Annotated in this window: 16 protein-coding genes; 9 read left to right on the top strand and 7 right to left on the bottom strand. The window is 63.0% G+C overall.

Annotated elements, in window-relative coordinates; translation table 11 throughout:
- Window positions 1-2 precede the first annotated feature (2 nt).
- The 3 genes from B0G75_RS20820 to B0G75_RS20830 are packed head-to-tail and all read left to right on the top strand — an operon-like array spanning window position 3 to window position 3,304.
- Complete coding sequence (locus B0G75_RS20820) at window positions 3-2,222, top strand: FUSC family protein (RefSeq protein WP_106309612.1); 2,220 nt, start codon at window positions 3-5, stop codon at window positions 2,220-2,222.
- The gene (locus B0G75_RS20825; protein ID WP_012433767.1) at window positions 2,212-2,412 is read left to right on the top strand and encodes a DUF1656 domain-containing protein; all 201 of its coding nucleotides are present in this window, start codon (window positions 2,212-2,214) and stop codon (window positions 2,410-2,412) included. The genes B0G75_RS20820 and B0G75_RS20825 overlap by 11 nt, the downstream gene beginning before the upstream one ends.
- Before the next feature lie 13 nt (window positions 2,413-2,425).
- The gene (locus B0G75_RS20830; protein ID WP_012433768.1) at window positions 2,426-3,304 is read left to right on the top strand and encodes an HlyD family secretion protein; all 879 of its coding nucleotides are present in this window, start codon (window positions 2,426-2,428) and stop codon (window positions 3,302-3,304) included.
- 711 nt (window positions 3,305-4,015) lie between these two features.
- Here B0G75_RS20830 and B0G75_RS20840 read toward each other — a convergent pair.
- Entirely contained in the window at window positions 4,016-5,689 is a 1,674-nt protein-coding gene (locus B0G75_RS20840) for a methyl-accepting chemotaxis protein (protein WP_106309615.1), read from the bottom strand.
- A 535-nt stretch (window positions 5,690-6,224) separates the two neighbouring features.
- Between B0G75_RS20840 and B0G75_RS20845 the strand changes: the two genes are divergently transcribed.
- On the top strand, window positions 6,225-7,502 hold the full coding sequence (locus B0G75_RS20845) for an MFS transporter (RefSeq protein ID WP_106309618.1): 1,278 nt from the start codon (window positions 6,225-6,227) through the stop codon (window positions 7,500-7,502).
- A gap of 265 nt (window positions 7,503-7,767) precedes the next feature.
- Window positions 7,768-9,672, top strand: coding sequence for a propionate--CoA ligase (locus B0G75_RS20850; protein WP_106309621.1), 1,905 nt, complete (start codon window positions 7,768-7,770; stop codon window positions 9,670-9,672).
- Window positions 9,673-9,746: 74 nt separating this feature from the next.
- On the opposite strand, the gene B0G75_RS20855 is transcribed toward B0G75_RS20850, so the two are convergent.
- Window positions 9,747-10,520 (bottom strand): 5'-methylthioadenosine/adenosylhomocysteine nucleosidase, encoded by a 774-nt coding sequence (locus B0G75_RS20855; protein ID WP_106310069.1) that lies wholly within the window; start codon window positions 10,518-10,520, stop codon window positions 9,747-9,749.
- 188 nt (window positions 10,521-10,708) lie between these two features.
- Window positions 10,709-13,060, bottom strand: coding sequence for a UvrD-helicase domain-containing protein (locus B0G75_RS20860; protein WP_106309624.1), 2,352 nt, complete (start codon window positions 13,058-13,060; stop codon window positions 10,709-10,711).
- A gap of 963 nt (window positions 13,061-14,023) precedes the next feature.
- Here B0G75_RS20860 and B0G75_RS20865 point away from each other — a divergent pair.
- Window positions 14,024-16,903, top strand: a complete 2,880-nt coding sequence (locus B0G75_RS20865) for a valine--tRNA ligase (RefSeq protein ID WP_106309626.1) — start codon at window positions 14,024-14,026, stop codon at window positions 16,901-16,903.
- A gap of 70 nt (window positions 16,904-16,973) precedes the next feature.
- Window positions 16,974-17,855 (top strand): UTP--glucose-1-phosphate uridylyltransferase GalU, encoded by an 882-nt coding sequence (gene galU / locus B0G75_RS20870; protein WP_106309629.1) that lies wholly within the window; start codon window positions 16,974-16,976, stop codon window positions 17,853-17,855.
- A gap of 128 nt (window positions 17,856-17,983) precedes the next feature.
- Here the strand turns inward: galU and B0G75_RS20875 are convergent, their stop codons facing one another.
- The 4 genes from B0G75_RS20875 to B0G75_RS20895 all read right to left on the bottom strand — a co-directional run bounded on the left by B0G75_RS20875 (window position 17,984) and on the right by B0G75_RS20895 (window position 22,051).
- Window positions 17,984-18,211 (bottom strand): sulfurtransferase TusA family protein, encoded by a 228-nt coding sequence (locus B0G75_RS20875; protein WP_041759012.1) that lies wholly within the window; start codon window positions 18,209-18,211, stop codon window positions 17,984-17,986.
- Window positions 18,212-19,117: 906 nt separating this feature from the next.
- The gene (locus B0G75_RS20885) at window positions 19,118-20,161 is read right to left on the bottom strand and encodes a Gfo/Idh/MocA family oxidoreductase (RefSeq protein WP_106309632.1); all 1,044 of its coding nucleotides are present in this window, start codon (window positions 20,159-20,161) and stop codon (window positions 19,118-19,120) included.
- The gene (iolG, locus tag B0G75_RS20890) at window positions 20,161-21,177 is read right to left on the bottom strand and encodes an inositol 2-dehydrogenase (RefSeq protein ID WP_106309635.1); all 1,017 of its coding nucleotides are present in this window, start codon (window positions 21,175-21,177) and stop codon (window positions 20,161-20,163) included. Before iolG ends, B0G75_RS20885 begins: the two co-directional genes overlap by 1 nt.
- Window positions 21,170-22,051 carry a MurR/RpiR family transcriptional regulator gene (locus B0G75_RS20895; RefSeq protein WP_106309638.1) on the bottom strand — a complete coding sequence of 294 codons (882 nt, stop codon included), beginning with the start codon at window positions 22,049-22,051 and terminating at the stop codon, window positions 21,170-21,172. Before B0G75_RS20895 ends, iolG begins: the two co-directional genes overlap by 8 nt.
- Window positions 22,052-22,328: 277 nt before the next feature.
- Between B0G75_RS20895 and B0G75_RS20900 the strand changes: the two genes are divergently transcribed.
- Together B0G75_RS20900 and B0G75_RS20905 are read left to right on the top strand one after the other, a co-directional pair.
- A complete protein-coding gene (locus B0G75_RS20900; RefSeq protein WP_106309641.1) occupies window positions 22,329-23,375 on the top strand; it encodes a sugar ABC transporter substrate-binding protein in 1,047 nt (348 codons plus the stop codon).
- 147 nt (window positions 23,376-23,522) lie between these two features.
- Window positions 23,523-24,680 (top strand): ABC transporter permease, encoded by a 1,158-nt coding sequence (locus B0G75_RS20905; protein WP_106309645.1) that lies wholly within the window; start codon window positions 23,523-23,525, stop codon window positions 24,678-24,680.
- Window positions 24,681-24,691: the final 11 nt, after the last annotated feature.

Raw genomic sequence — 24,691 nt, forward strand, 5'->3', positions numbered from 1 at the left:
TCATGTCCACCTCCCCTGCTTCCGCGTCGCGGTCGGCGTTGACAGCGAAGTTCGCCGCGCTCTACGCGGCCGCCGCCGACTGGGCCCGCAATGACGGCCTCACGTGGATCTACCTCTTCAAAGCGCTCGCCGCCTGCTTCCTCGCGCTCGGCATTGCGATGAAGCTCGATCTGCCGCAGCCGCGCACCGCGATGACCACCGTGTTCATCGTGATGCAGCCGCAAAGCGGCATGGTGTTCGCGAAGAGCTTCTACCGGATCTGCGGCACGCTGGTCGGCCTCGTCGTGATGCTCGCGTTGATCGGCGTGTTCGCGCAGCAGCCCGAACTGTTCATCGTCACGACGGCGATCTGGGTCGGCATCTGTACCGCCGGCGCCGCGCGCAACCGCAACTTCCGCTCGTACGGTTTCGTGCTCGCCGGCTATACCGCGGCGCTGATCGGCATTCCCGCTTCGCAACATCCGGACGGCGCGTTTCTGAGCGCGCTCACGCGGGTGGCCGAAGTGGTGGTCGGCATCGTCTGCGCGGGCGCGGTGAGCGGCCTCGTGTTTCCGCAGTTCGCCGGCTTGCAGATGCGCGGCACTGTACGCGCGCGGTTCTCGGCGTTCGTCGAGTATGTGTCGGCGTCGCTCGCCGGCCGCAACGACCGCGCGCAGATCGAAGCGACCAATGCGCGCTTTGTCGCCGACATCGTCGGTTTCGAAGCGGCGCGCAGCGTGGCCGTGTTCGAAGGCCCGGATTCGCGCATGCGCGGCGGACGTCTCGCGCGTCTGAACAGCGAGTTCATGACCGCGTCGACGCGCTTTCACGCGCTGCATCAGTTGATGAACCGCTTGCGCAACACGAACACGAGCGGCGCGGCCACCGCGATCGACGCGCTCGAACCGTACTTCAAGGAAATCGCCCCGCTCCTCGCGAAGTCTGGCGAACCCGTGCTGAGCGCCGCCGACGCCGCGCACGCCGCCGCGCAACTCGAGGCCTACAAAGCCGAGTTGCCCAAACGCGTGCGCGCGACACGCGCGCAACTGGAAGCGTATCCCGAGGCGCCACTGCTCGACTTCGACACCGGCGCCGAACTGCTGTACCGCTTCATCGACGATCTGCATGCGTACGCGGCCACGTACGCGTCGCTCGCCGTCGATACGCACGAGCGCGAGCGCTGGATCGAGCGTTACGAACCGAAGACGAACGCGATCGCGGCGGGCGTCGCGGGCGTGCGCGCCGCCATCGTGATGATGGCGCTCGGCGCATTCTGGATCGCGACCGCGTGGCCGAGCGGTTCGACCTTGACGCTGAATGCCGCGGCGGTTTGCGCGCTGGCGTCGTCGTCACCGAATCCGAAGCGCACCGCATTCCAGATGGCCGGCGGCACGCTGGTCGCCACCGCGATGGGCATGATCGCGGTGTACGGCGTGTTTCCGCACATCGACGGTTTTCCGCTGCTGTGCGCCGCCCTCACGCCGTTCCTGCTGCTCGGCGTGTTCATGACGACGCGGCCCGCGCTCGCCGGCTACGGTGTCGGCTATTGCATCTTCTTCTGTTTCCTGGCCGGCCCGGACAACGTGATTCACTACGACCCGAGCGCCTTCATGAACGACGCGCTGGCGCTGGTGCTATCCATGCTGGTGTCATCGATCGCGTTCGCGGTGTTGCTGCCGCCTTCGACGCCGTGGCTGCGCAACCGCCTGCTGGTGGACCTGCGCCGCCAGGTCGTGCTGGCGAGCCGCGCGGGCTTGCGCCGCGTGAGGTCGCGCTTCGAGAGCGGCGCGCGCGATCTGATGTTCCAGATCAACGCGCTCGCGCAGAACGAGCCCGAGTTGAAACGCGACACCTTGCGCTGGCTCTTCTCGGTGCTCGAAGTGGGCAACGCGATGATCGACCTGCGCCGCGAAGTGGCGGCGCTACCCGCCGACGCGCGCTATGCGAAGTCGATGCCGTGGCGCGTCGCGTTGCGTTCGATGCGCGATGCACTGGCCGCGCTCTTCGAGCGGCCGCGTGAGGACCGCTTCGACCGCGCGCTCGCCGCGACCGGCGATGCCATCGCCGCCGTCCAGCAGATGCTGGCCACTTTCACGCCGCCGCGCGAAGAACGGCATCGGCTGCAACGCATTTTGAGTCAACTGCATTTCATTCGTACCGCGCTGCTCGATCCGCAATCGCCGCTTGAACCGCTGATGAGCGGACGTGCCGACGCGTCAGAGGGAGTTGTTCATGCCACGTGATATCGCCGTTTTCGACGCCTACGTGCCGGCCATCGTGCTGCTGTTCATCGCGGGCGCCGCGCTTACCTGGGTGCTGGACCGCGTGATTGCCTATACGGGCGTGTATCGCGTGGTGTGGCATCCGTCCTTGTTCCGGGCCAGCTTGCTCGTGTGTGTGTGCGGCGTGCTGGGTCTTGCCGTTTATCGTTGATCAGAGTCGAAACATGACCATCCGAAATCTTGTGGGCTTCGTCGCGACAGCCGTTATTTTTATCGTCGCGATTTTGATTGGACGCGTGCTGTGGGTTCATTACATGGACGAACCGTGGACGCGCGATGGGCGCGTGCGCGCCGAGATCGTGAATGTCGCGCCGGATGTTTCTGGCGCGGTTGTCGATCTGCCTGTGAAGGACAATCAATTGGTGAAGAAAGGCGATCTGTTGATGCAGATCGATCCGTCGCATTATCAGATTGCTGTTGAGCAAGCGCAGGCTGCGGTGGCGGCGCGAAAGGCCGAATTGCAGATGAAGCGCGATGATGCGCAGCGGCGCGCGGATATGGATGCTCTGGTTGTGTCTAAAGAGAGTCGTGAGAATGCCACTCATACGGCTTCGGCTGCGGAGGCTTCTTATCAGCAGGCTTTGGCTGCTCTGGATGCGGCCAAGTTGAATCTCGAGCGGACGCGGGTTGTGTCGCCGGTTGATGGGTACGTCACTAATCTGAGTGTGTTTCGGGGGGATTATGCGACCGCTGGGGCCGCCAAGCTGGCGATTGTCGATAGTCACTCGTTCTGGGTTTATGGGTATTTTGAGGAGACTAAGCTTCCTCATGTTCGGGTCGGGGATAAGGCTGAAGTTCGGTTGATGAGTGGTGGTACCTTGCAAGGGCACGTCGAGAGTATTTCTCGTGGGATTTATGATCGGGATAATCCTGAGAGCCGGGAGTTGCTGGCTGATGTGAATCCTACTTTTAATTGGGTTCGGTTGGCGCAGCGCGTTCCTGTGAGGGTTAGGATTGATTCCGTGCCGGATGATGTTGTGCTTGCTGCTGGGATTACTTGTACTGTTGTTGTTATGCCTGCAGGTGGGAAGGTTGCTGGTTGAATTGTTTGGTTTTCTAATGTTTTTGGCCTTTCCTTGCTTTGTTAGTGGTCTATTAGCGTTGCCCCTGTGCGGGGCGGCACCTACTTCTCTTTGCCGCCGCAAAGAGAAGTAGGCAAGAGAAAGCGGCTCAAACCGCTAACTCTTAAGCGGGTCCCCCGCGCAGTCGCGGTAGTGGCGCATCTGGAATCAGTGCTCTCGCACACTCCGCGTCAGTGACAAAGGGCTCATTCTTCCGGCGGCGCTGCGCGCGCCGTCGCGGTCGTTCGGCAAACCAACCCTCGGTTTTTTACTTTGAATAGTTAGGAAGCCTACCGTACAGCGCCTAAGGGCAACGTCGAAGATTGAGCAGCCGAGTTTGACATCTGCCAGTGCCGAGGGAGCCGACGCCCCTATACCCGAACAAAGCCGCTGCTTTTCCAGCCGGACCGCTCCGACGAGCGCGCAGCGCGAGGCGGGAAGAATGAGCCCTTTGTCACTGACGCGGAGTGTGCGAGAGCACCGATTCCAGATGCACCACTACCGCGACTGCGCGGGGGGGCCGCTTATAGGCTAACGGTGTGAAGCGGCTTTCTTTGCCTACTTTCTTTGCCGCGGCAAAGAAAGTAGGTGCCGCCCCGCACAGGGGCAACGCTAATAAACCACAAGCAAATCAAGGAAAGGCCAACACCCTAAGCATCCCGAACAAACCCACCCGTCAGGGTAAAACCAATTTCACAACCTAAACTTCCCCACCATCACCTTCAACCCCCGCGCCTGATCATCCAACGACCTGGCAGCCGCAGTAGCCTCCTCCACCAACGCAGCATTCTGCTGCGTCCCAGAGTCCATCTGCGTCACGGCAAGATTAATCTCCTCGATCCCGGCACTCTGCTCGGAAGAAGCCGCAGAAATCTCCCCCATGATGTCGGTCACGCGCTTCACCGCCTTGACCACTTCGTCCATGGTCTGTCCGGCGTCCTGAGCCAGAATCGAGCCATTGCTCACGCGCTCCACCGACGTGCTGATCAACCCCTTGATCTCTTTCGCGGCAGCGGCACTGCGCTGTGCCAGATTACGCACTTCCGCGGCCACCACCGAAAAACCGCGCCCTTCCTCGCCGGCTCGCGCAGCCTCGACCGCCGCGTTCAGCGCCAGAATATTGGTCTGAAACGCAATCCCTTCGATCACGCCAATGATGTCGCCGATACTGCGTGCGCTATCGTTGATGTCGTTCATCGTCGCGACCACGCGGCTCACCACGGCGCCGCCCTTCTCCGCGATCTCCGACGCGTTATTGGCCAGCGTGCTCGCCTGCTTCGCGTTATCGGCGTTCTGGCGAACCGTCGACGTCAACTGCTCCATGCTGCTCGCCGTGCGTTCGAGCGCCATTGCCTGCTGCTCGGTGCGCTGCGACAGGTCCAGATTGCCCATCGAAATCTCACCTGACGCCGTCGCAATCGCATCAGCGCTCGACGCAATGTCGGCGACCGTCGTGGCGAGCCCACTTTGCATGTCGTGCAGCGCGAACAGCATGCTCGACTTGTCCTTGCGACCCAATGCGATCTCGACCGACAGATCGCCCGCCGCGATCCGGCTGGCAATTTCCTTCGCATACGCCGGCTCGCCGCCGAGCTGGCCGGCGAGGCGCCGCACCACCCACTCGCTGATGCCGAACGCGAGCACGATCAGCGCGAGCGTCGCCACCGCCAGCATCACGAACGACGAGTGGTAAATAAAGCCCGACGCCTCGATGGTCGCCTTGGCCGCCGTGCCGCGCTGCGCGACGAGTTCGTCGACCATTTTTTCAAGCTTGCCGGTTTCGACCAGCAGCGACACATCCTGCGTGCCGACCTGCCAGTTCATCTGCGAGAGGTCGAGCGGCTGCGCTTTCACGAGCGTCACGAAGTCGCGCAGATGCCCGCTCCACACGGTCACGGCGGCAGCGAATTTCTTCTGCTGATCGACGGCCTTCGCGTCGGACCTGTCGACGTACTGTTGCAGCGTGCCGAGTTGCGCGGCGAGACCGCTTAAGCCCGCCTCGATGTCGGTGCCGAGTTCGTCGCGCTCCTTCGCGGTGGTGGCGGTGAGCAGCATTTTTTGCGCGCGGCTCGCGCGCAGCATGTGGCCGCGCGCTTCTTCGGCGGCACGGCTGGCGACGTGCCCCTGATCGTAGATCGATTGGGCCGACGCATTCAGACGGCTGATCTGGGTCAGCGAGAACACGCCGATCAGCAGCGTGCCGACCAGCAGCACGGCGAAAGCGAGGCGCAACATCGCCTTCACCGACAATCCCTTGAGCCTCACCGCCCGCGAGCGGCTGCTCTGGCCACGCGGCGGCTTGCCCGCCGCTTCTCCCTCCGGTACGAATCCCGCGCCCGTCTGGCTTCCCAGCGAAACTGCTTTCATATTCCCCGTCCCCACGTTTAGAACTGCCGGAAAGGTCGGTTCCGGCATTGCTGCTTATCTCTCCGGGTCTACGGCAAGAACGCCCGCGATCTTTAACGTCGCTCGCAAAAATGCCAGCCGCTTTCGCACACGTGTCGCCACGCGTTTTGCCACGGTTCTTGCCACATCTGTCGCCCGGTCCTCGGCGCGCCGCCTCGTAAGCCTCGCGCCCGCGACCGTTTTATACACGGCCAAAAATCACCGGTCGGCATATATCAGACGACTTGCCAGCCGTGCGTAGACGTGGCAGCACACCGGTCCCCGGCACCGCTAAGGTGCGCGCGGTTCCCAGTTTCGGCGCACGGTCTCCGGCCCTTGTGACCACCGCCTGTCCGATTCGCGACAAAACTTGTCCTTACATTTCGCTCAGGCCACATTAAACTTCGGCAATTAGTCGACGGCGCAAACTGCCGCGTCGAAATGCCGCAGCGCCGGAAAAGTTGCGTAAGCAGCCTCCGGCTACTCCAGATCCATCTTCTTCTCTCTCATTTAGCGTATGGAAACGAGCCTCGATAAAAGCGCCCTCGCCGGCGCGCCGGCCGGAGCCGGCGGAGCTGGAACAGGAACCGGCGCGGCCGCCGCCGCGCAACCCGCCGCCAAAGTGCAGCGCACGGTGTACTCCGTGCTCGGCGCGATCAGCTTCTCGCACCTGCTCAACGACATGATCCAGTCGTTGATCCTGGCGATCTACCCGATGCTGAAAGACAACTTCTCGCTGTCGTTCGGCCAGATCGGCCTGATCACGCTGACCTATCAGATCACCGCCTCGCTGCTGCAGCCGCTGGTCGGCAGTTATACGGACAAGCATCCGAAGCCGTATTCGCTGCCCGTCGGCATGGGCTTCACGCTGGCAGGTCTGCTGCTGATGTCGGTCGCGCCCAACTTCGGCGTGCTGCTGGTGGCAGCCGCGCTGGTCGGCTGCGGTTCGTCGGTGTTCCATCCGGAATCGTCGCGGGTCGCGCGCATGGCGTCCGGCGGCCGGCACGGGCTCGCGCAGTCGCTGTTCCAGGTGGGCGGCAATGCGGGTTCGTCGCTCGGGCCGCTGCTCGCCGCGTTGATCGTGATTCCGCACGGCCAGCGCAGCATCGCGTGGTTTTCGGTGGCCGCCCTCGTCGCGATCGTCGTGCTGACGCAGATCGGCCGCTGGTACAAGGCGCATCCGTCGGTGAAGAAGGCGCGCAGCGTCGCCGGTCACGCCACGCTGTCACGCAACAAGGTCATGTTCGCGATGGGCGTGCTGATCCTGCTGGTGTTCTCGAAGTACTTCTATCTCGCCAGCATTAACAGCTACTTCACGTTCTATCTGATCGACAAGTTCCATCTGCCGGTGCAGGCGGCGCAGGTTCATCTGTTCGTGTTCCTCGCGGCCGTCGCGGCGGGCACGGTGATCGGCGGTCCGATCGGCGACAGGATCGGCCGCAAGTATGTGATCTGGGTGTCGATTCTCGGCGTGGCGCCGTTCACGCTGCTGCTGCCGTACGCCAACCTGTTCTGGACCGGCGTGCTGACGGTGATCATCGGCGTGGTGCTGGCCTCGGCGTTCTCGGCGATCCTCGTGTATGCGCAGGAACTGATTCCCGGCAAGGTGGGCATGGTCGCGGGCCTGTTCTTCGGCTTCGCGTTCGGCATGGGCGGCATCGGCGCGGCGGTGCTCGGGCAACTGGCCGATGCCACCAGCATCACGTACGTCTATAAGGTCTGCTCGTTCCTGCCGCTGATCGGCGTACTGACGGTGTTCCTGCCCGATGTGGAAGGCAAGCGCGCAAAGGCGTGATGGCCGGCTGACGGCAACTCCGGTGAGAGAAAGGCGCTTCGGCGCCTTTTTCTTTTTCTCTGCGTGCGACAGCTGTCCCCTGCAGGTCCGCCGCGGAAGTCATCGCCACTCCGATAGCGCGCCGCATCGCTCATGGTGAACCCGCGTTGTCCGCCGAGCCGCGCCTGCTCTATGCTTGTGCGGATACACGCCCTGCTCTCGCGCCGCGCCACACGGCCGCGCGACCCGACATCCGTTCACTCACGCAGCAGAAGGATCGCCGCAGATGACAAGCTATCGCGACTTCCACCGCCGTTCGATCGAAGACCCCGAAGCATTCTGGCGCGACGAAGCGCGGCGCATCCATTGGCACACACCGTTCGATACGGTGCTCGACCGTTCGAATCCGCCGTTCGCGCGCTGGTTTGTCGGCGGCCGCACGAACCTGTGCCACAACGCGGTGGACCGCCATCTGGCCGAGCGCGCGCAGCAGAACGCGCTGGTGTATGTGTCGACGGAAACCGGCATCGAGCGGCGCTACACCTACGCCGAACTGTACGGCGAGGTCAACCGGATGGCGGCGGTCATGCGCTCGCTCGGCGTGAAACGCGGCGACGTGGTGCTGCTCTATCTGCCGATGATCCCCGAGGCCCTGTTCGCGATGCTCGCCTGCGCGCGGCTCGGCGCGATTCATTCTGTGGTGTTCGGCGGCTTCGCGGCGCCGAATCTCGCGGCCCGCATCGACGACGCAAAGCCGGTCCTGATCGTCACCGCCGACGCCGGCGCGCGCGGCGGCAAGGTGATCGACTACACGCCGCTGATGGACGAAGCGCTCGCCCGCGCGAACCACAAGACGCCGCGCGTCCTGCTGATCGACCGGCAACTTGCGCCCGAGCGGCTCAATGCCAGCTACCTGGTCGCCTACGAACCGCTGCGCGAGCAGTTCTTCGACGCCCACGTGCCGTGCGAGTGGCTCGAATCGAACGAGCCTTCCTACGTGCTGTACACGTCGGGCACGACCGGCAAGCCGAAGGGCGTGCAACGCGACGTCGGCGGCTACGCCGTCGCGCTGGCGGCTTCGATGGAACACATCTTTCAGGGCAAGGCGGGCGACGTGATGTTCACCGCGTCGGACGTGGGCTGGGTGGTCGGCCACAGCTATATCGTCTACGCGCCGCTGATCGCGGGCCTCACCACCGTGATGTACGAAGGTACGCCGATCCGTCCGGACGGCGGCATCTGGTGGCGTCTCGTCGCCCATCACCGGATCAATCTGATGTTCACCGCGCCGACCGCCTTGCGCGTGCTGAAGAAGCAGGACCCGGCGCTACTGAAGCAAGCGGACCTGACGAGCCTGCGCGCGCTGTTCCTCGCCGGCGAGCCGCTCGACGAACCCACCGCCGCCTGGATCGCCGGCGCGCTCGGCAAGCCGGTGATCGACAACTACTGGCAGACCGAGACCGGCTGGCCGATGCTGGCGATTCCGCGCGGCGTCGAAGCACTGCCGACCAAGCTCGGCTCGCCGGGCGTGCCGTCGGCGGGATTCAATCTGACCTTGCGCAACGAGCTGAGCGGCGAGCCCTGCCCGCCCGGCGAAAAGGGCGTGCTGACGCTGGACTATCCGCTGCCGCCGGGTTGCATGTCGACGGTATGGGGCGACGACAAACGCTTCGTCAGCACTTACTGGTCGAGCATTCCGAACCAGCAGGTCTATTCGACCTTCGACTGGGGCGTGCAGGACGAAGACGGCTACGTGACGATCCTCGGCCGTACCGACGACGTGATCAACGTCGCCGGCCACCGGCTCGGCACGCGCGAGATCGAGGAAGCGTTGTCGAGCCACGCAGCCGTCGCGGAGGTGGCGGTGGTCGGTGTGACGGATCCGTTGAAGGGTCAGGCGGCGATGGCCTTCGTGGTGCTGCGCGACGCGCAGGCTTACGCGGACACGAAAAAGCGCAGCAAACTGGATGCCGACCTCACGGCGACGGTAGACCGCCAGCTCGGCGCGATTGCGCGGCCGTCACGGGTCGTGGTGGTGTCCATGCTGCCGAAGACACGTTCCGGCAAGCTGCTGCGCCGCGCGATCGCGGCGCTCGCCGAGGGACGTGAACCCGGCGATCTGCCGACCATTGAAGATCCGGCGGCGTTGCAGCAGGTGCGCGAGGCATTGGACGACGGTGCGGGGAAGTAGCTCGCAAGGCAGTGGCGGGGGCTGAAGCGCGTGTCTTTATAGACGCATCGGCACGCGCATCTCGACGCCGTCCGTCAGACGGTCGAACTACGCGCTTCTAAAAACCGCGTCAGAATCGCGTTCGAATACGTCCCCGCGATCTCCGTGAGAAACGACACGAAAGACGCGGGCGCGTGATCGTCGGCGGTATCAGAAACGGTACGCACGACCGCGCACGGCACGCCGTATTCGTAACAGACCTGCGCGATCGCCGCGCCTTCCATCTCCACGGCGAGCGCATCCGGCAACGCCTCGCGCAAGGCCTGAACGCCGGCCGCGCTGGCGACGAACTGATCCCCGCTGATGATCAAACCGCGATGTACGCGCGGCTCATGTGTGCCAAAACGCGCCGCCGAGGCCAAGCCCTCTTCTGCGACGAACCTCCCGCAGGCCGCGGCGAGTTGATCGGCCAACGCTGCGTCGGCGTCGAATCGCGAGACGCCCAGCAACGGCACTTCGAAACGCGGAAACAGCGGCGATGCGTCGAGATCGTGCTGCAGCAGCGCGTTGGCGACGACGATGTCGCCAACTCGCACTTCGCTCCCCACGCCGCCGGCCACGCCCGTGAAGACGATCGCTTCGACGTCGAATGCATGGATCAGCGCGCTGACCGTGGCCGCCGCCGCGACCTTGCCTACGCGCGCCAGCGTCACGACACACGGCGCGCCGTGGACGGTGCCCACGTGATAGTCGCGCTGACCGTGCGTGATCGTGCGCACGCCCGACTCGGCGCGCATCGCTTCGATCAGATCGCCGAGCTCTTGCGGCAGCGCCGCCAGAATCCCGAGCGGCCGTTGCGAAAGCGGCATGCCGCTGCGGTTCGGATCGATCGCGGACCTGCTTGCGGCTGATGAGCCACCCACCACCGCTGCCGTGCCGGCAGCTTCTACGCCCTGAGCCTCGACGCCCACCGTTTCAGCGCAATGCGCCTCTTTGCGCACTGCGTCGACGCCGGACGACCCGACACCCACGCCCGCCGCACCTGTGCCCGTCCCGCTCATTCCACCGCCTGCAATTTAGCGACCGCGAGCGCCAGCCACTTCTCGCCGTGCCGCTTGAATTTGACCTGTGCTTTCGCGTCGGTGCCGCCGCCTTCGAGCGCGGTGATCGTGCCTTCGCCGAACTTGGTGTGGAACACCTGCTGGCCGACGCGGAAACCCGTTTCCGCCGCACGCTGTTCGTTCGCGAACGCGGGCAACTGCGCGGGCGTGGACGATGCAGGCCCCGTATAACCCGGCCGCGCAAACCAGTCGCGCCCATAACCCGCGTTGTCCGAGCGGCCGCCCCAGCGCGCGCCCGCCTCGACCTTCGGCGTGAGCCACTTGAGCGTTTCCTGCGGCAGTTCGTCGAAGAAACGCGAACGGATGTTGTAACGCGTCTGGCCATGCAGCATGCGGCTTTGCGCGAACGACAGATAGAGCCGCTCCTTGGCGCGCGTGATCGCCACGTACATCAGGCGGCGCTCTTCTTCCAGACCGTCCGACTCCATCGCGCTGTTTTCGTGCGGGAACAGCCCCTCTTCCAGACCGGTGATGAACACCGCCGTGAACTCGAGGCCCTTCGCCGCGTGCACTGTCATGAGTTGCACAGCTTCCTGGCCGGCTTGCGCCTGGTTGTCGCCCGCCTCCAGCGACGCGTGCGACAGGAAGCCGGCGAGCGGCGTCATCGTGTCCGGGTTTTGCGCCGGGTCGGCAATGCCGGGCGCGTCGAGCACGACGGTATTCGGATCGTCGGTGGCGACGGCCAGTTCGGGCGCGGCGGTCGCGCCCGGACGCAGCGGAATGGAGCGCGCCGGCGTGTCCATGCCGTAGCCCTCTTCGCTGACGAACGCGGCGGCCGCGTTGACCAGTTCCTGCAAGTTCTCGAGCCGGTCCTGGCCTTCGCGTTCGTTCTGATAGAACTCGGAGAGACCGCTTGTGCGCACCACGTATTCGACGGTTTCCGGCAGGCTCATCTGCTGCGTTTCCGCGCGCATCTTGCCGACCAGGTTAGCGAAGCCCGCGAGGCTCGAACCCGCCTTGCCCGCCACGTACGGAATCGCCGCGGCCATCGAGCAGTTGTACTGGCGCGCCGCATCCGCGAGTTGCTCGATGGAGCGCGCGCCGATGCCGCGTGTCGGAAAATTGACGACGCGCGCGAACGCAGTGTCGTCGTTCGGATTGTCGATCAGGCGCAGATAGGCGAGCGCGTGCTTAACTTCCTGGCGCTCGAAAAAGCGCAAGCCGCCGTACACACGATACGCGATGCCCGCGTTGACCAGCGTGTGTTCGATCGTGCGCGACTGCGCGTTGCTGCGGTAGAGAATCGCGATTTCGCTGCGCGACGTGCCGGTGCTGATCAGCGCCTTGATTTCTTCTACGATCCAGCCGGCTTCCTGCGAATCAGTCGCGGATTCATACACGCGGACCGGTTCGCCGTGACCCGCGTCGGTACGCAGATTCTTGCCCAGACGGCGCGAATTGTTGGCGATGAGCTGATTGGCGGCGTCGAGGATATGGCCATGCGAGCGGTAGTTCTGCTCGAGCTTGATCAGATGACGGACGTTGAACTCGTGTTCGAAGTCGCGCATGTTGCCGACGTTCGCGCCGCGGAAGGCGTAGATCGACTGGTCGTCGTCGCCGACGGCAAAGATCGAGTTGGTCTCGCCCGCCAGCATCTTGAGCCAGGCGTATTGCAGTTTGTTGGTGTCCTGGAACTCGTCGACCAGAATATGCCGGAAGCGCGCCTGGTAGTGGGCGCGCAACGGCGGATTGTGCGCGAGCAGTTCGTAGCAGCGCAGCAGCAGTTCCGGAAAGTCGACGACGCCTTCGCGCTGGCATTGCTGGTCGTAGGCTTCGTAGAGTTCGACGAATTTGCGGTTGAAGTTGTCGGTGGCGTCGACGTCTTTCGGGCGCAGGCCCTGTTCCTTCGCGTTGTTGATGAAGTACTGGAGATTTTTCGCCGGGTACTTTTCGTCGTCGATGTTGAGGCCCTTCATCAGACGCTTGATCGCGGACAGCTGGTCCGCGGTATCGAGAATCTGGAAGGTGGCCGGCAGGCCCGCGTCGCGGTGATGCGCGCGCAGCATGCGGTTGCACAGGCCGTGGAAGGTGCCGATCCACATGCCGCGCGTGTCGATCGGCAGGAGCGCCGACAGACGCGACATCATTTCGCGGGCGGCTTTGTTGGTGAAGGTTACCGCCAGAATCGTGGCCGGCGACGCCAGTCCGTGCTGGATGAGCCACGCGATGCGAGTGATCAGGACGCGGGTCTTGCCGCTGCCCGCGCCGGCGAGAATGAGGGCGGGCTCGTTCGGGAGCGTGACGGCGGCGTGTTGTTCGGGGTTTAGATTGGCTAGCAGGTCGGGCATTTTTTCGGAGGGGCGGCGGGTCGTTCGACATTATATGCCCCGGAGGGGGGGACTATTTTTTGCCTGCTCGGCGGGGCGGGTTGGTTTGGGGTTGTCGGTTTTTTTGTTGGTCTTTTGTTGCGGTCGCTGGGGGTTGGGTCTGCTTGCTGTGTTGGCCTTTCCTTTGAATTCTTTGTGGTTTATTGGCGTTGCCCCTGTGCGGGGCGGCACTTCCTTTCTTTGCCGCCGCAAAGAAAGGAAGCAAAGAAAGCGGCTTTACACCGCCAGCTCATAAGCGGGTCCCCCGGCTTGGAGGAGGCAGTGGCGCATCTGGAATCCGTGCCTTCGCGCATTCCGCGTTCGTGACAAGGCAGTCATACCGCCCGGCTCGTGCGCGCGGTGGGGCCGCCGGCTTCGCCCGGCGATGCCGCGAAACGGCCGGCGGTCTTGAAGGCGCTCGGGCGGGACGGAGCCGGCACTACGGGAGACGCCGTGGGACGTGGAAAATGACGGGACGAGAACGGTCGCGCGCGCGGAAGAGGCCGAGCACCCCGGCAAGCCGCGGGCAATCCGTCCACGGCTCATTGAAAGCCCTTGACATCGAAACGACCGACGTCTTGCAGAACGACCGCGACGGCGCGCGCAGCGCCGCCGGAAGAATGAGCGCCTTGTCATGAACGCGGAATGCGCGAGGGCACGGATTCCAGATGCGCCACTGCCTCCTCCAAGCCGGGGGACCCGCTTATAAGCTGGCGGTGTGAAGCCGCTTTCTTTGCTTCCTTTCTTTGCGGCGGCAAAGAAAGGAAGTGCCGCCCCGCACAGGGGCAACGCCAATAAACCACAAAGAATTCAAGGAAAGGCCAAAGCAGCAAGCAAGGAAAGGCCAAAGCAGCAAGCCACCCCCAAACCACCCAAAACCCGCCCACCCCCAAGGCGCCGCTTATAATCAACCATTCCCAGCATTCACCAGCCGACCCGACACAAATGAGCGAGACCTCGAGCGACACCACCTCCACGCTTGCCAAAAGCTTCGAGCCCCACACCATCGAAGCCCACTGGGGCCCCGAATGGGAAAAGCGCGCCTATGCGACGCCCGTCATCGACGAAAACCGGAAAGATTTCTCGATCCAACTGCCGCCTCCGAACGTCACGGGCACCCTCCACATGGGCCATGCGTTCAACCAGACCATCATGGACGGCCTCGCCCGCTATCACCGCATGCTCGGCGAAAACACCCTGTGGGTGCCGGGCACGGACCACGCGGGCATCGCCACGCAGATCGTCGTCGAGCGGCAACTGGACGCGCAAGGCGTCTCGCGCCACGACCTCGGCCGTGAAAAGTTCGTCGAACGCGTCTGGGAGTGGAAACAGGAATCCGGCTCGACCATCACGAACCAGGTGCGCCGCCTCGGCGCCTCGATCGACTGGTCGCGCGAATACTTCACGATGGACGACAAGATGTCGGCCGCCGTGCGCGACGTCTTCGTACGTCTGTATGAACAGGGCCTGATCTATCGCGGCAAGCGCCTCGTGAACTGGGACCCGGTGCTGCTCACCGCCGTCTCCGACCTCGAAGTGGTCAGCGAAGAAGAAAACGGCTCGCTGTGGCACATCCAGTACCCGCTTACCGACGGCTCGGGCCATCTGACGGTCGCCACCACGCGCCCGGAAACCATGCTCGGCGACACCGCCGTGATGGTCCACCCGGAAGACGAGCGCTACGCGCACCTGATCGGCAAGACGGTCACATTGCCGCTGTCGGGTCGCGAAGTGCCGATCATCGCGGATGATTATGTCGACCGCGAGTTCGGCACCGGCGTCGTCAAGGTTACGCCCGCGCACGACTTCAACGACTACCAGGTCGGTCTGCGCCACAAGCTGCCGATGATCGAAATCCTTACGCTCGACGCGAAGATCAACGACAACGCGCCGGAAAAATACCGCGGCCTCGACCGTTTCGAAGCCCGCAAGCAGGTGGTGGCCGACCTCGAAGCGCTCGGCGTGCTCGAATCGGTCAAGCCGCACAAGCTGATGGTGCCGCGCGGCGACCGTACGGGCGTCGTGATCGAGCCGATGCTCACGGATCAATGGTTCGTCGCCATGAGCAAGCCGGCGCCGGAAGGCACTTTCAATCCAGGCAAATCGATCGCCGAAACCGCGCTCGACGTGGTGCGCAGCGGCGAAATCAAGTTCGTGCCGGAAAACTGGACCACCACTTACTATCAGTGGCTCGAAAACATTCAGGACTGGTGCATCTCGCGCCAACTCTGGTGGGGCCATCAGATTCCGGCGTGGTACGGCGAAAACGGCGAAATCTTCGTCGCGAAGACCGAGGAAGGCGCGCGCGCCAAGGCCGCGGCGGCCGGCTACACAGGCGCGCTCAGGCGCGACGAAGACGTACTCGACACCTGGTTCTCGTCTGCTCTGGTGCCGTTCTCGTCGCTCGGTTGGCCCAATGAAACGCAGGAGCTGAAGCACTTCCTGCCGTCGTCGGTGCTGGTGACCGGCTTCGACATCATCTTCTTCTGGGTCGCGCGCATGGTCATGATGACCACGCACTTCACCGGCAAGGTGCCGTTCGATACGGTGTACGTGCACGGTCTCGTGCGCGACGCCGAAGGCCAGAAGATGTCGAAGAGCAAGGGCAACACGCTCGACCCGATCGATATCGTCGATGGCATCGGCCTCGACGCGCTGGTCGCCAAGCGCACCACCGGGCTGATGAACCCGAAGCAGGCTGCGTCGATCGAAAAGAAGACCCGTAAGGAATTCCCCGACGGCATCCCCGCGTTCGGCACCGACGCGCTGCGCTTCACGATGGCCTCGATGGCCACGCTCGGGCGCAACGTCAACTTCGATCTGGCGCGCTGCGAAGGCTATCGCAACTTCTGCAACAAGCTGTGGAATGCCACCCGTTTCGTGCTGATGAACTGCGAAGGCCACGATTGCGGTTTCGGCAAACCGGAACAATGCGGCGAATGCGGTCCGGACGGGCACCTGCATTTCTCGCAGGCCGACTTCTGGATCGTCTCGCGTCTGCAGCGCGTGGAAGCGGAAATCGCCAAGGGTTTCGCCGACTATCGTTTTGACAATGTGGCCAACGCCCTATACAAGTTCGTTTGGGACGAATACTGTGACTGGTATCTGGAGCTCGCGAAGGTCCAGATCCAGACGGGTCAGCCGAACCAGCAGCGCGCAACTCGCCGCACGCTGCTGCGCGTGCTCGAGACGGTACTGCGGCTGGCGCACCCGGTGATTCCATTCATTACCGAGGCGCTGTGGCAAAAAGTGGCGCCGTTGGCCGGGCGTTATCCCGAGGGCAAGGCCGAGGGCGAAGCGTCCATCATGGTGCAGCCTTACCCCATCGCCGAACCGTCGAAGATCGATGAAGGCGCGGAACAGTGGGCGGCCGATCTGAAAGCAGTGATCGATGCGTGCCGGAATCTGCGCGGCGAAATGAATCTGTCGCCGGCGGTCAAGGTGCCGTTGCTCGCTACCGGCAACGCGGAGCGCCTGCGCACCTTTGCTCCGTACGCACAGGCATTGGCCCGTTTGTCCGAAGTGCAGATCATTGCCGACGAGGCAACGCTGGATGCGCAGGCAGATGGCGCGCCAATTGCTATCGTCGGGAATGACAAGCTCGTGCTGAAAGTGGAAATCGATGTGGCAGTCGAGCGCGAGCGGTTGTCGAAGGAGATTGCGCGGTTGAGTACGGAAATCGTCAAGTGCAACGGAAAATTGCAGAATGAGAGTTTCGTTGCAAAGGCACCGCCGGCAGTCGTTGAGCAGGAGCAGAAAAGACTGGCGGATTTCGAAGCGACGGTGGGCAAGCTGAAAGCCCAATTGGCGCGCTTGCCGGTTTGATCACGCTCCGTGCCCGCCCGAAGCGGCAGGCAAGGACCGATAGCTAAACCAGAGGATTCAGGGTAATCACATGCTAAAAGTTACAAAGGCGGTTTTTCCGGTAGCAGGTCTTGGCACCCGGTTCCTCCCGGCCACGAAGGCGAGCCCGAAAGAGATGCTTCCGATTGTCGACAAGCCGCTGATCCAGTACGCGGTGGAGGAGGCAATGGCGGCCGGCATCACCGAAATGATCTTCGTCACGGGCCGCAGCAAGCGCGCGATCGAGGACCACTTCGATAAGTCGTACGAAATCGAGGCGGAACTCGAGGCACGCGGCAAGGACAAGCTGCTGGAACTCGTGCGCAGCATCAAGCCGAGCCATGTGGACTGTTTCTACGTGCGTCAGCCGGAAGCGCTGGGCCTGGGCCATGCGGTGATGTGCGCCGAAAAGCTGGTGGGCGACAACCCGTTCGCCGTCATTCTCGCGGACGACCTGCTGTACGGCACGCCGCCCGTTATGACGCAGATGATCGAGGTGTTCGACCACTATCACAGTTCGGTGATCGGCGTCGAAGAGATTCCCGCTCAGGAAACCAAGTCGTACGGTATCGTCGACGGCAAGGAGTGGGAAGACTCGATCATCAAGATGTCCGGTATCGTCGAGAAGCCGGAGCCGAACGTGGCGCCGTCGAATCTCGGTGTGGTGGGCCGCTATGTGCTGAAGCCGCGCATCTTCGAACATCTGCGTGCGTTGAAGCCGGGCGCGGGCGGCGAATTGCAACTGACGGACGCAATTCAATCGCTTCTCGCCGACGAACAGGTGCTGGCGTACAAGTATCACGGCACGCGTTTCGACTGCGGCAGCAAGCTGGGTTATCTGAAGGCGACCGTCGAGTTCGCCTTGCGTCACCCGGAAGTGGCTGCCGATTTCGAAGAATATCTGCGCACCCGTTCGCCGGTGCTGGAGGGTTGAGCGGCTTTGAGCCGGTAGCCTCTCGGTAGCGTTGAACCGAAGTTAAAAGGCGCTGTGCCCGCATTCGCGGGGGCAGCGCCTTTTGTTTTTTGGTGACCGCTCAGGGTGAGCGCGTTGCTGCGTCGGCTTCAGCGGCGCTTCATCAGGAAGGTGAAAACCTTGTCGTGCGCAGAGCTTTCGACGATTTCATTGCCGGTTTGCCGGGCAAACGCGGCGAAATCGCGCTGCGAGCCCGGGTCGGTGGCGAGCACCTTGAGAATCTGGCCGCTTTCCATATCGGCGAGCGCCTTCTTGGCGCGCAAGATGGGCAGCGGGCACATGAGGCCGCGTGCATCGACTTCCTTGTGAATCTGAATTTGCATCGACGATGACCTTCGGGACTGGGGCGTGTTTTTTTGACGCTGGAGGGTCAAATTCTACAGCAGGGTTGGTGGGGTTGCCGGCGGGGCGGTTTTTTTGGCTGTTTGCTTGCTGTGTTGGCCTTTCCTTGAATTCTTTGTGGTTTATTAGCGTTGCCCCTGTGCGGGGCGGCACTCCCTTTCTTTGCCGCCGCAAAGAAAGGAAGCAAAGAAAGCGGCTTCACACCGCCAGCTTATAAGCGGGTCCCCCGGCCTGGAGGGGGCAGTGGCGCATCTGGAATCTGTGCCTTCGCGCATTCCGCGTTCGTGACAAGGCAGTCATACCGCCCGCCTCGCGCTGCGCGCTCGCCGGAACGGTCTGTCCAGAAACCCGTCCTGCGCGTGTGCGCGGTGGGGCCACCGGCTTCGCCCCGGCGATGCCGCGAAACGGCCGGCGGTCCTGAAAGCGCTCGGGCGGGACGGAGCCGGCACTACGGGAGACGCCGTGGGACGTGGAAAATGACGGGACGAGCACAGTCGCGCGCGAAAGAGGCCGAACACCCCGGCAAGCCGCGGGCAATCCGTCCACGGCTCATGGAAAGCCCTTGACATCGAAACGACCGACGTCTCGCAGAACGACCGCGACGGCGCGCGCAGCGCCGCCGGAAGAATGAGCGCCTTGTCACGAACGCGGAATGCGCGGGGGCACGGATTCCAGATGTGCCACTACCGTGGCTGTGCGGGGGACCCACTTATAAGCTGGCGGTGTAAAGCCGCTTTCTTTGCTTCCTTTCTTTGCGGCGGCAAAGAAAGGGAGTGCCGCCCCGCACAGGGGCAACGCCAATAAACCACAAACAATTCAAGGAAAGGCCAACACAGCAAGCAGACCCCGCCGCGCAGGCAAAAAACAAAAAGCAAAAAAACCTACAACGTAACCGCCTCCCCCTTCAACAAAGACTCCCGCAACGCCACCCCAATCCGCGTAGCCTCCACCGCATCAGCGAGTGAAGCACCCGCCTGCGCAGCAGAAGCCCCCACCCCACCCCGCACAGCCACAACAAACGCCCGCGCCTCAAACAAAAACGCATCCTCGAACCGATCAAAAAAATTCGGCGTGCACTCGTTCCGAATCCCCGTGGCGTCATAAATCTCAACCCGATTCGCCCGCGGATTACACCCAATAGCCAGCGCTCCGGCCGTGCCGATCACCTCGCTATGCGTGTCATTGCCGTGCGCCTGCGTCCGCGACGCGTAAAACACGGCCAGCTTGCCGCCCTCGAATTCGCAGATCGCGACACCGTTATCGACATCGCCGAACTCACGCAACCCTTCATGCATCACCGCGGCCCCCGCGGCAAACACGCGTTTCGCGCGCGGCCGCCCGAGCAGCCAGCGCGCGACATCGATATCGTGCACCGTGCAATCGAGAAAAATCCCGCCTGATGTCGCCGCAAAACGCACGAAAAAACCATCGCTGTCGTTCTGATCCGCGGTCTGCGAGCGCACCAGAAACGGCCGGCCGATCTTGCCGGCTTCGATCTTGTCGAACGCGTCTTTATAGCTCGGATCGAAACGCCGCATGAAACCAATCGTGGCCTGCAAATGCGGATAACGCGCGGACTCGGCCAGCACCCTTTCGCACTCGGCAAGATCCAGCGACAACGGCTTCTCGCAAAACACATGCTTGCCGGCTCGCAACGCATCGACAATCTGCTGCGCGTGCAACGAAGACGGCGTGACGAGCCACACCGCATCCACCTCGCGGTCAGCCAGCAGCTCCGCATAGTCCTCGTACAGACGCGGCGCGGGCAACGCCTCGCGCGCCCACGCCCGCTCTTCTTCCACCGGACTGCAGGCGGCCACGAGCGACGCGCCCGGCACGCGATAGGCCAGATTCTCCGCGTGCCGCTTGCCGAGACGCCCGAGGCCGACTACGCCCACACGAACCCGCGGCGCGGCGGCCGTCATCACAATGCCTCGCCGAGTTTGACCGCGCGGCCCTCACGCCACGAACGGGTCGCGGCTTCAGCCAGTTCGAGCGCCTTCAAACCGTCGGCGACGGTTGTGCGCACCGGCTTGCCATGCGTCACCGCGTCGAAGAAATGCGCGATTTCATGCGCATAAGCCGCCCGGTAGCGTTCGAGGAAAAACGCTTCCGGCACGTCGCTCGACACCTCGGTTTTCGAATAAGCCGTGACTTCGGTGGGCCGCACATTGCCCGCTTGCAACATGCCGTGGCTGCCCAGTACTTCGAAACGCTGGTCGTAGCCGTAGGCGGCACGGCGCGCGGTATTGATCTGGCACAGGCGGCCGCGCTTCGTGCGGATCGTCACCGCGGTAGAATCGATATCGCCCGCCTCAGCAATCGCCGGGTCGCTCAGACAGCTGCCGGTGGCGTGCAGCGTGTCGGCCTCATCGTCGAGAATCCAGCGGAAGATGTCGAAGTCATGAATCAGCATGTCCTTGAAAATACCGCCGGAATGCTTGATGTACTCGACCGGCGGCGCGCCCGGATCGCGGCTCGTCACTACCAGCATTTCCGGCGTGCCGATCTCACCGGCATCGAGCCGCGCCTTCAACGCCGAAAACGTCGGATCGAAGCGGCGCTGAAAACCGATCATGCACACCACGCCCGCGCGCTCCACCGCATCCGCACAAGCCCGAGCGCGCTCCAGCGTGAGATCGACCGGCTTCTCGCAGAACACGTGCTTCTTCTGCGCGGCGGATTGCATGATCAGATCGGCATGCGTGTCGGTGCTCGAACAGATCACGGTCGCGCCGATCGACGCATCGCCCATCGCGCCGTCGATATCGGCAACCTGCGCGCCATGCTCGGCGGCGAGCGCCGCGGCGGCTTCACGATTCACGTCGACCACATACTTCAGGCGCACGCCCGGCTGCCGCGCGAGATTCGCCGCATGAATCTTGCCGATGCGCCCCGCACCGAACACCGCTACGTCGATCGTCTTTGCCCCATCAGTCATCGTATCCTCCAGTGTCTTTGGATTCTTCAACATTCAATTCGAGCTTGTACGCGAGCGCGATAAACAACGCCTGGCACAAACAGATCGTGCTGGTCAGCGAGCGGAAGGCAAATGCGCTGCCCTCTTTCACATACAGTTGCGTACTCGCATAACGCGCAAGCGGAGATAGTTGGCTATCCGTAATAACCAGCGTCCTGGCCTGATGATGATGCGCGACCCGCAAGCAATATTGCGTTTCCTTGCCATAGGGCGCGAAGCTGATCGCGATCACCACATCGCCCTTCTTCACACTGCGAATCTGTTCGCGGTACATGCCGCCGAAGCCGGACACCAGATGCACGCGTTTGGGCGTGTGCTGCAGCGCGTAGACGATATAGCTCGCCACCGGAAACGAGCGCCGCACGCCGATCACATAGATGTTGTCGGCCTGTTGCAGCATCTTCACCGCGGCGTCGAACTCCTTGTCGTCGAGGCCCGCTTCGAGTTCTTCCAGACCGCCGCGCGAGGCCGCGATGAATTCGCGCGCCACCGAGCCGCCGGACAGCGCGCCCGGCTTCTCGTCGATCAGCTTGCGAATGCGCTGCTGATAACTCGGCGACGAACTGCCCTGCCCCGTGTAAGCCTGGCGAAAAACCGCCTGCAGATCGGAGAAGCCGGAAAAGCCGAAGCGCTGCGCAAAACGCACCACGGCGGACGGATGCACGCCACAGCTCGCCGCAATGTCGCTAGTGCGGTCCACCATCACGCTCGATCGATGCTGCTCGATATATGTCGCGACATTCTTCAACTGACGCGGCAACGCATCGTAGTTTTCCGCGATGCGCTGCATCAATTCTTCGACGCTGGGCAATTCCTCGGTGCTCTCTTCCGCCATGGCTCTCTCTCGGGTGCTTTATTGCAGTGCGGCAGCCGCTCCAACCCGCCGCCACACGGCCTCCTGACGCTGCCGATTATAGGCAGCCGCCCCGTCAAATGGAACGTATTTTCCATTTTTATTTGTAATGAAATTTTCATTGCAACGCCTTCGAAGATCGCCTAATCTTGGTCGTGAGCGATGGCGCTTTGGTGGCAACACCCGGGTTTGTACGCGGATGCAAAGCCGCCCGCCAGACGCTCCCTTCAAAAACGACATACCGAGAAAGGTGGAGACAATGAGACTTTGCAAGGGCAAGGCTACGCTCAGGATTCTGGTGACGGCATTGACGTTGGCGACGGGATTCGGCGCGGCCTCCGCCGCCCGCGCGGCTGACGCGCACTTCGTGCTGATCAGCCACGCGCCGGATTCGGATTCGTGGTGGAACACCATCAAGAACGCCATTAAACAGGCCGACGAGGACTTCAACGTCGAGACCGATTACCGCAATCCGCCGAACGGCGACATCGCCGACATGTCCCGTCTGATCGAACAGGCGGCCGCGCGCAACTACGACGGCGTGATCGTCACCATCGCCGATTTCGACGTGCTGAAAAGCTCGATCAACAAAGTGACCGCGAAGAAGATTCCGCTCGTCACGATCAATTCCGGCACCGAGGAACAGAGCGCGCAACTCGGCGCGATCATGCATGTGGGTCAACCGGAATACGTCGCGGGCAAAGCGGCCGGCGAGAAGGCCAAGGCCGCGGGCGTGAAGTCGTTCCTGTGCGTGAACCACATTGCCAGCAATACGGTGTCGTTCGACCGTTGCCGTGGTTTCGCCGAAGCGCTCGGCGTCGACTACAAGGCATCCACGATCGACTCCGGCCAGGATCCGACCGAAATCCAGTCGAAGGTCAGCGCGTATCTGCGCAACCATCCGAACACCGGCGCGATCCTGACGCTCGGACCGACCCCGGCTTCGGCCACGCTGAAAGCGGTCACGCAAATGGGTCTGGCGGGCAAGATCTACTTCTGCACGTTCGACTTCTCCGACGACATCGCCAAGGCGATCCAGAACGGCACGATCCAGTTCGCGATCGACCAGCAGCCGTACCTGCAGGGCTATATCCCCGTGGCCGTGCTGGCGATCGTGAAGAAAGAGCACACCATCGATCCCGCGAAGATCCGCCAGATTCTCGAAGCCAATCCGAAGTTCAAGGAACGGCTCGCAACCTATGGCCTCGCGCCTTCCTATGGGCCGAAGAACATTCGCTCGGGTCCGGGTTTCATCACCAAGGAAAACCTCGACAAGGTCATCAAGTACGCAGGGCAGTATCGCTGATTCTTTTCTTTAGCTAGTCACGCGCACGGCGGGCACCGCTTCGATTCGGAACGGGCCGCCCGCCGCCACCGCGCATTTCACCGGCTGTCGTTCTCGCCACGCATCCTCGCGTGCGAGCCGCACACGGCCGGGCTCCAAGGAGACATCATGGGTGTAGCCGGCAAACACTTCCCACCGCACGTCAAGACGAATACCGGCGAAGCAGCCCCGTCGCTGCCCGATTCGGATGAACGATTGCGCAAGGAATCCCGATTCGGCCATGTGCTGAATCGCCCTGAATTCGCCGCGATTTCCGGCGCGGTGCTGGTGTTTCTCGTTTTCGCGCTGACGGCCGGCAACTCCGGCATGTTCAACCTCGACGGCGTGATGAACTGGTCGCAGGTCTCCGCGTATCTCGGCATTCTCGCCGTGGGCGCTTGTCTACTGATGATCGCCGGCGAGTTCGATCTCTCCATCGGCTCGATGATCGGTTTCGCCGGCATGATGGTCGCGATTCCCTCGGTGTATTTTCACTGGCCGATTTCGCTGGCGATTCTCTTCGCGTTCGCCGGCTCCATGTTGCTCGGCGCGCTGAACGGTTATCTGGTGATGCGCACGCGCCTGCCGTCGTTCATCGTCACGCTCGCGTTTCTGTTCATCCTGCGCGGCCTCACGCTCGCGCTCTCGATCATGTTCGCGGACCGCACCATCGTCTCCGGTGTCGGCGACCTCGCGCAGCAGGACTGGCTCGCGAATACGCTGTTTCACGGCGTCGCGCTGAACGGTCTGTTCACGATGCTCGCGCGCCACGGCATCGGCACCATGCTCGATAACGGCCACGCGCTCGTGCCGGGCATTCCCAAGGTGATTCTGTGGTGGCTCGGACTCGCGGCGGTGTGCGCGTTCGTGCTGGCAAAAACGCGCGCGGGCAACTGGATTCTCGCGGTAGGCGGCGACGCCAACGCGGCCAAGAACGTGGGTGTGCCGGTGCGTCGCGTGAAGATTTCGCTGTTCGTGCTGACCGCGTTCTGCTCATGCCTGTTCGCGGTGCTGCAAGTGTGCGACATCGGCTCGGCCGCGGCCGACCGCGGTTTGCAGAAAGAGTTCGAAGCAATCATCGCCGCGGTGATCGGCGGCACCTTGCTCACGGGTGGTTATGGTTCGGTGGTCGGCGCGTGTTTCGGTGCGTTGATCTTCGGCGTCGTGCAGATCGGCATTACCTACACCAACGTCAGTTCCGACTGGTTCCGCGTGTTCCTCGGCGTGATGCTCCTGATCGCCGTGCTGTTCAATCACTATGTGCGCCGCCGCGTCTCGCAGGCGTAAGGAGGAGACGA

It is taken from the genome of Paraburkholderia sp. BL18I3N2 (genome assembly GCF_003001875.1).
In the GTDB taxonomy this organism is placed as follows: Bacteria; Pseudomonadota; Gammaproteobacteria; order Burkholderiales; family Burkholderiaceae; genus Paraburkholderia; species Paraburkholderia phytofirmans.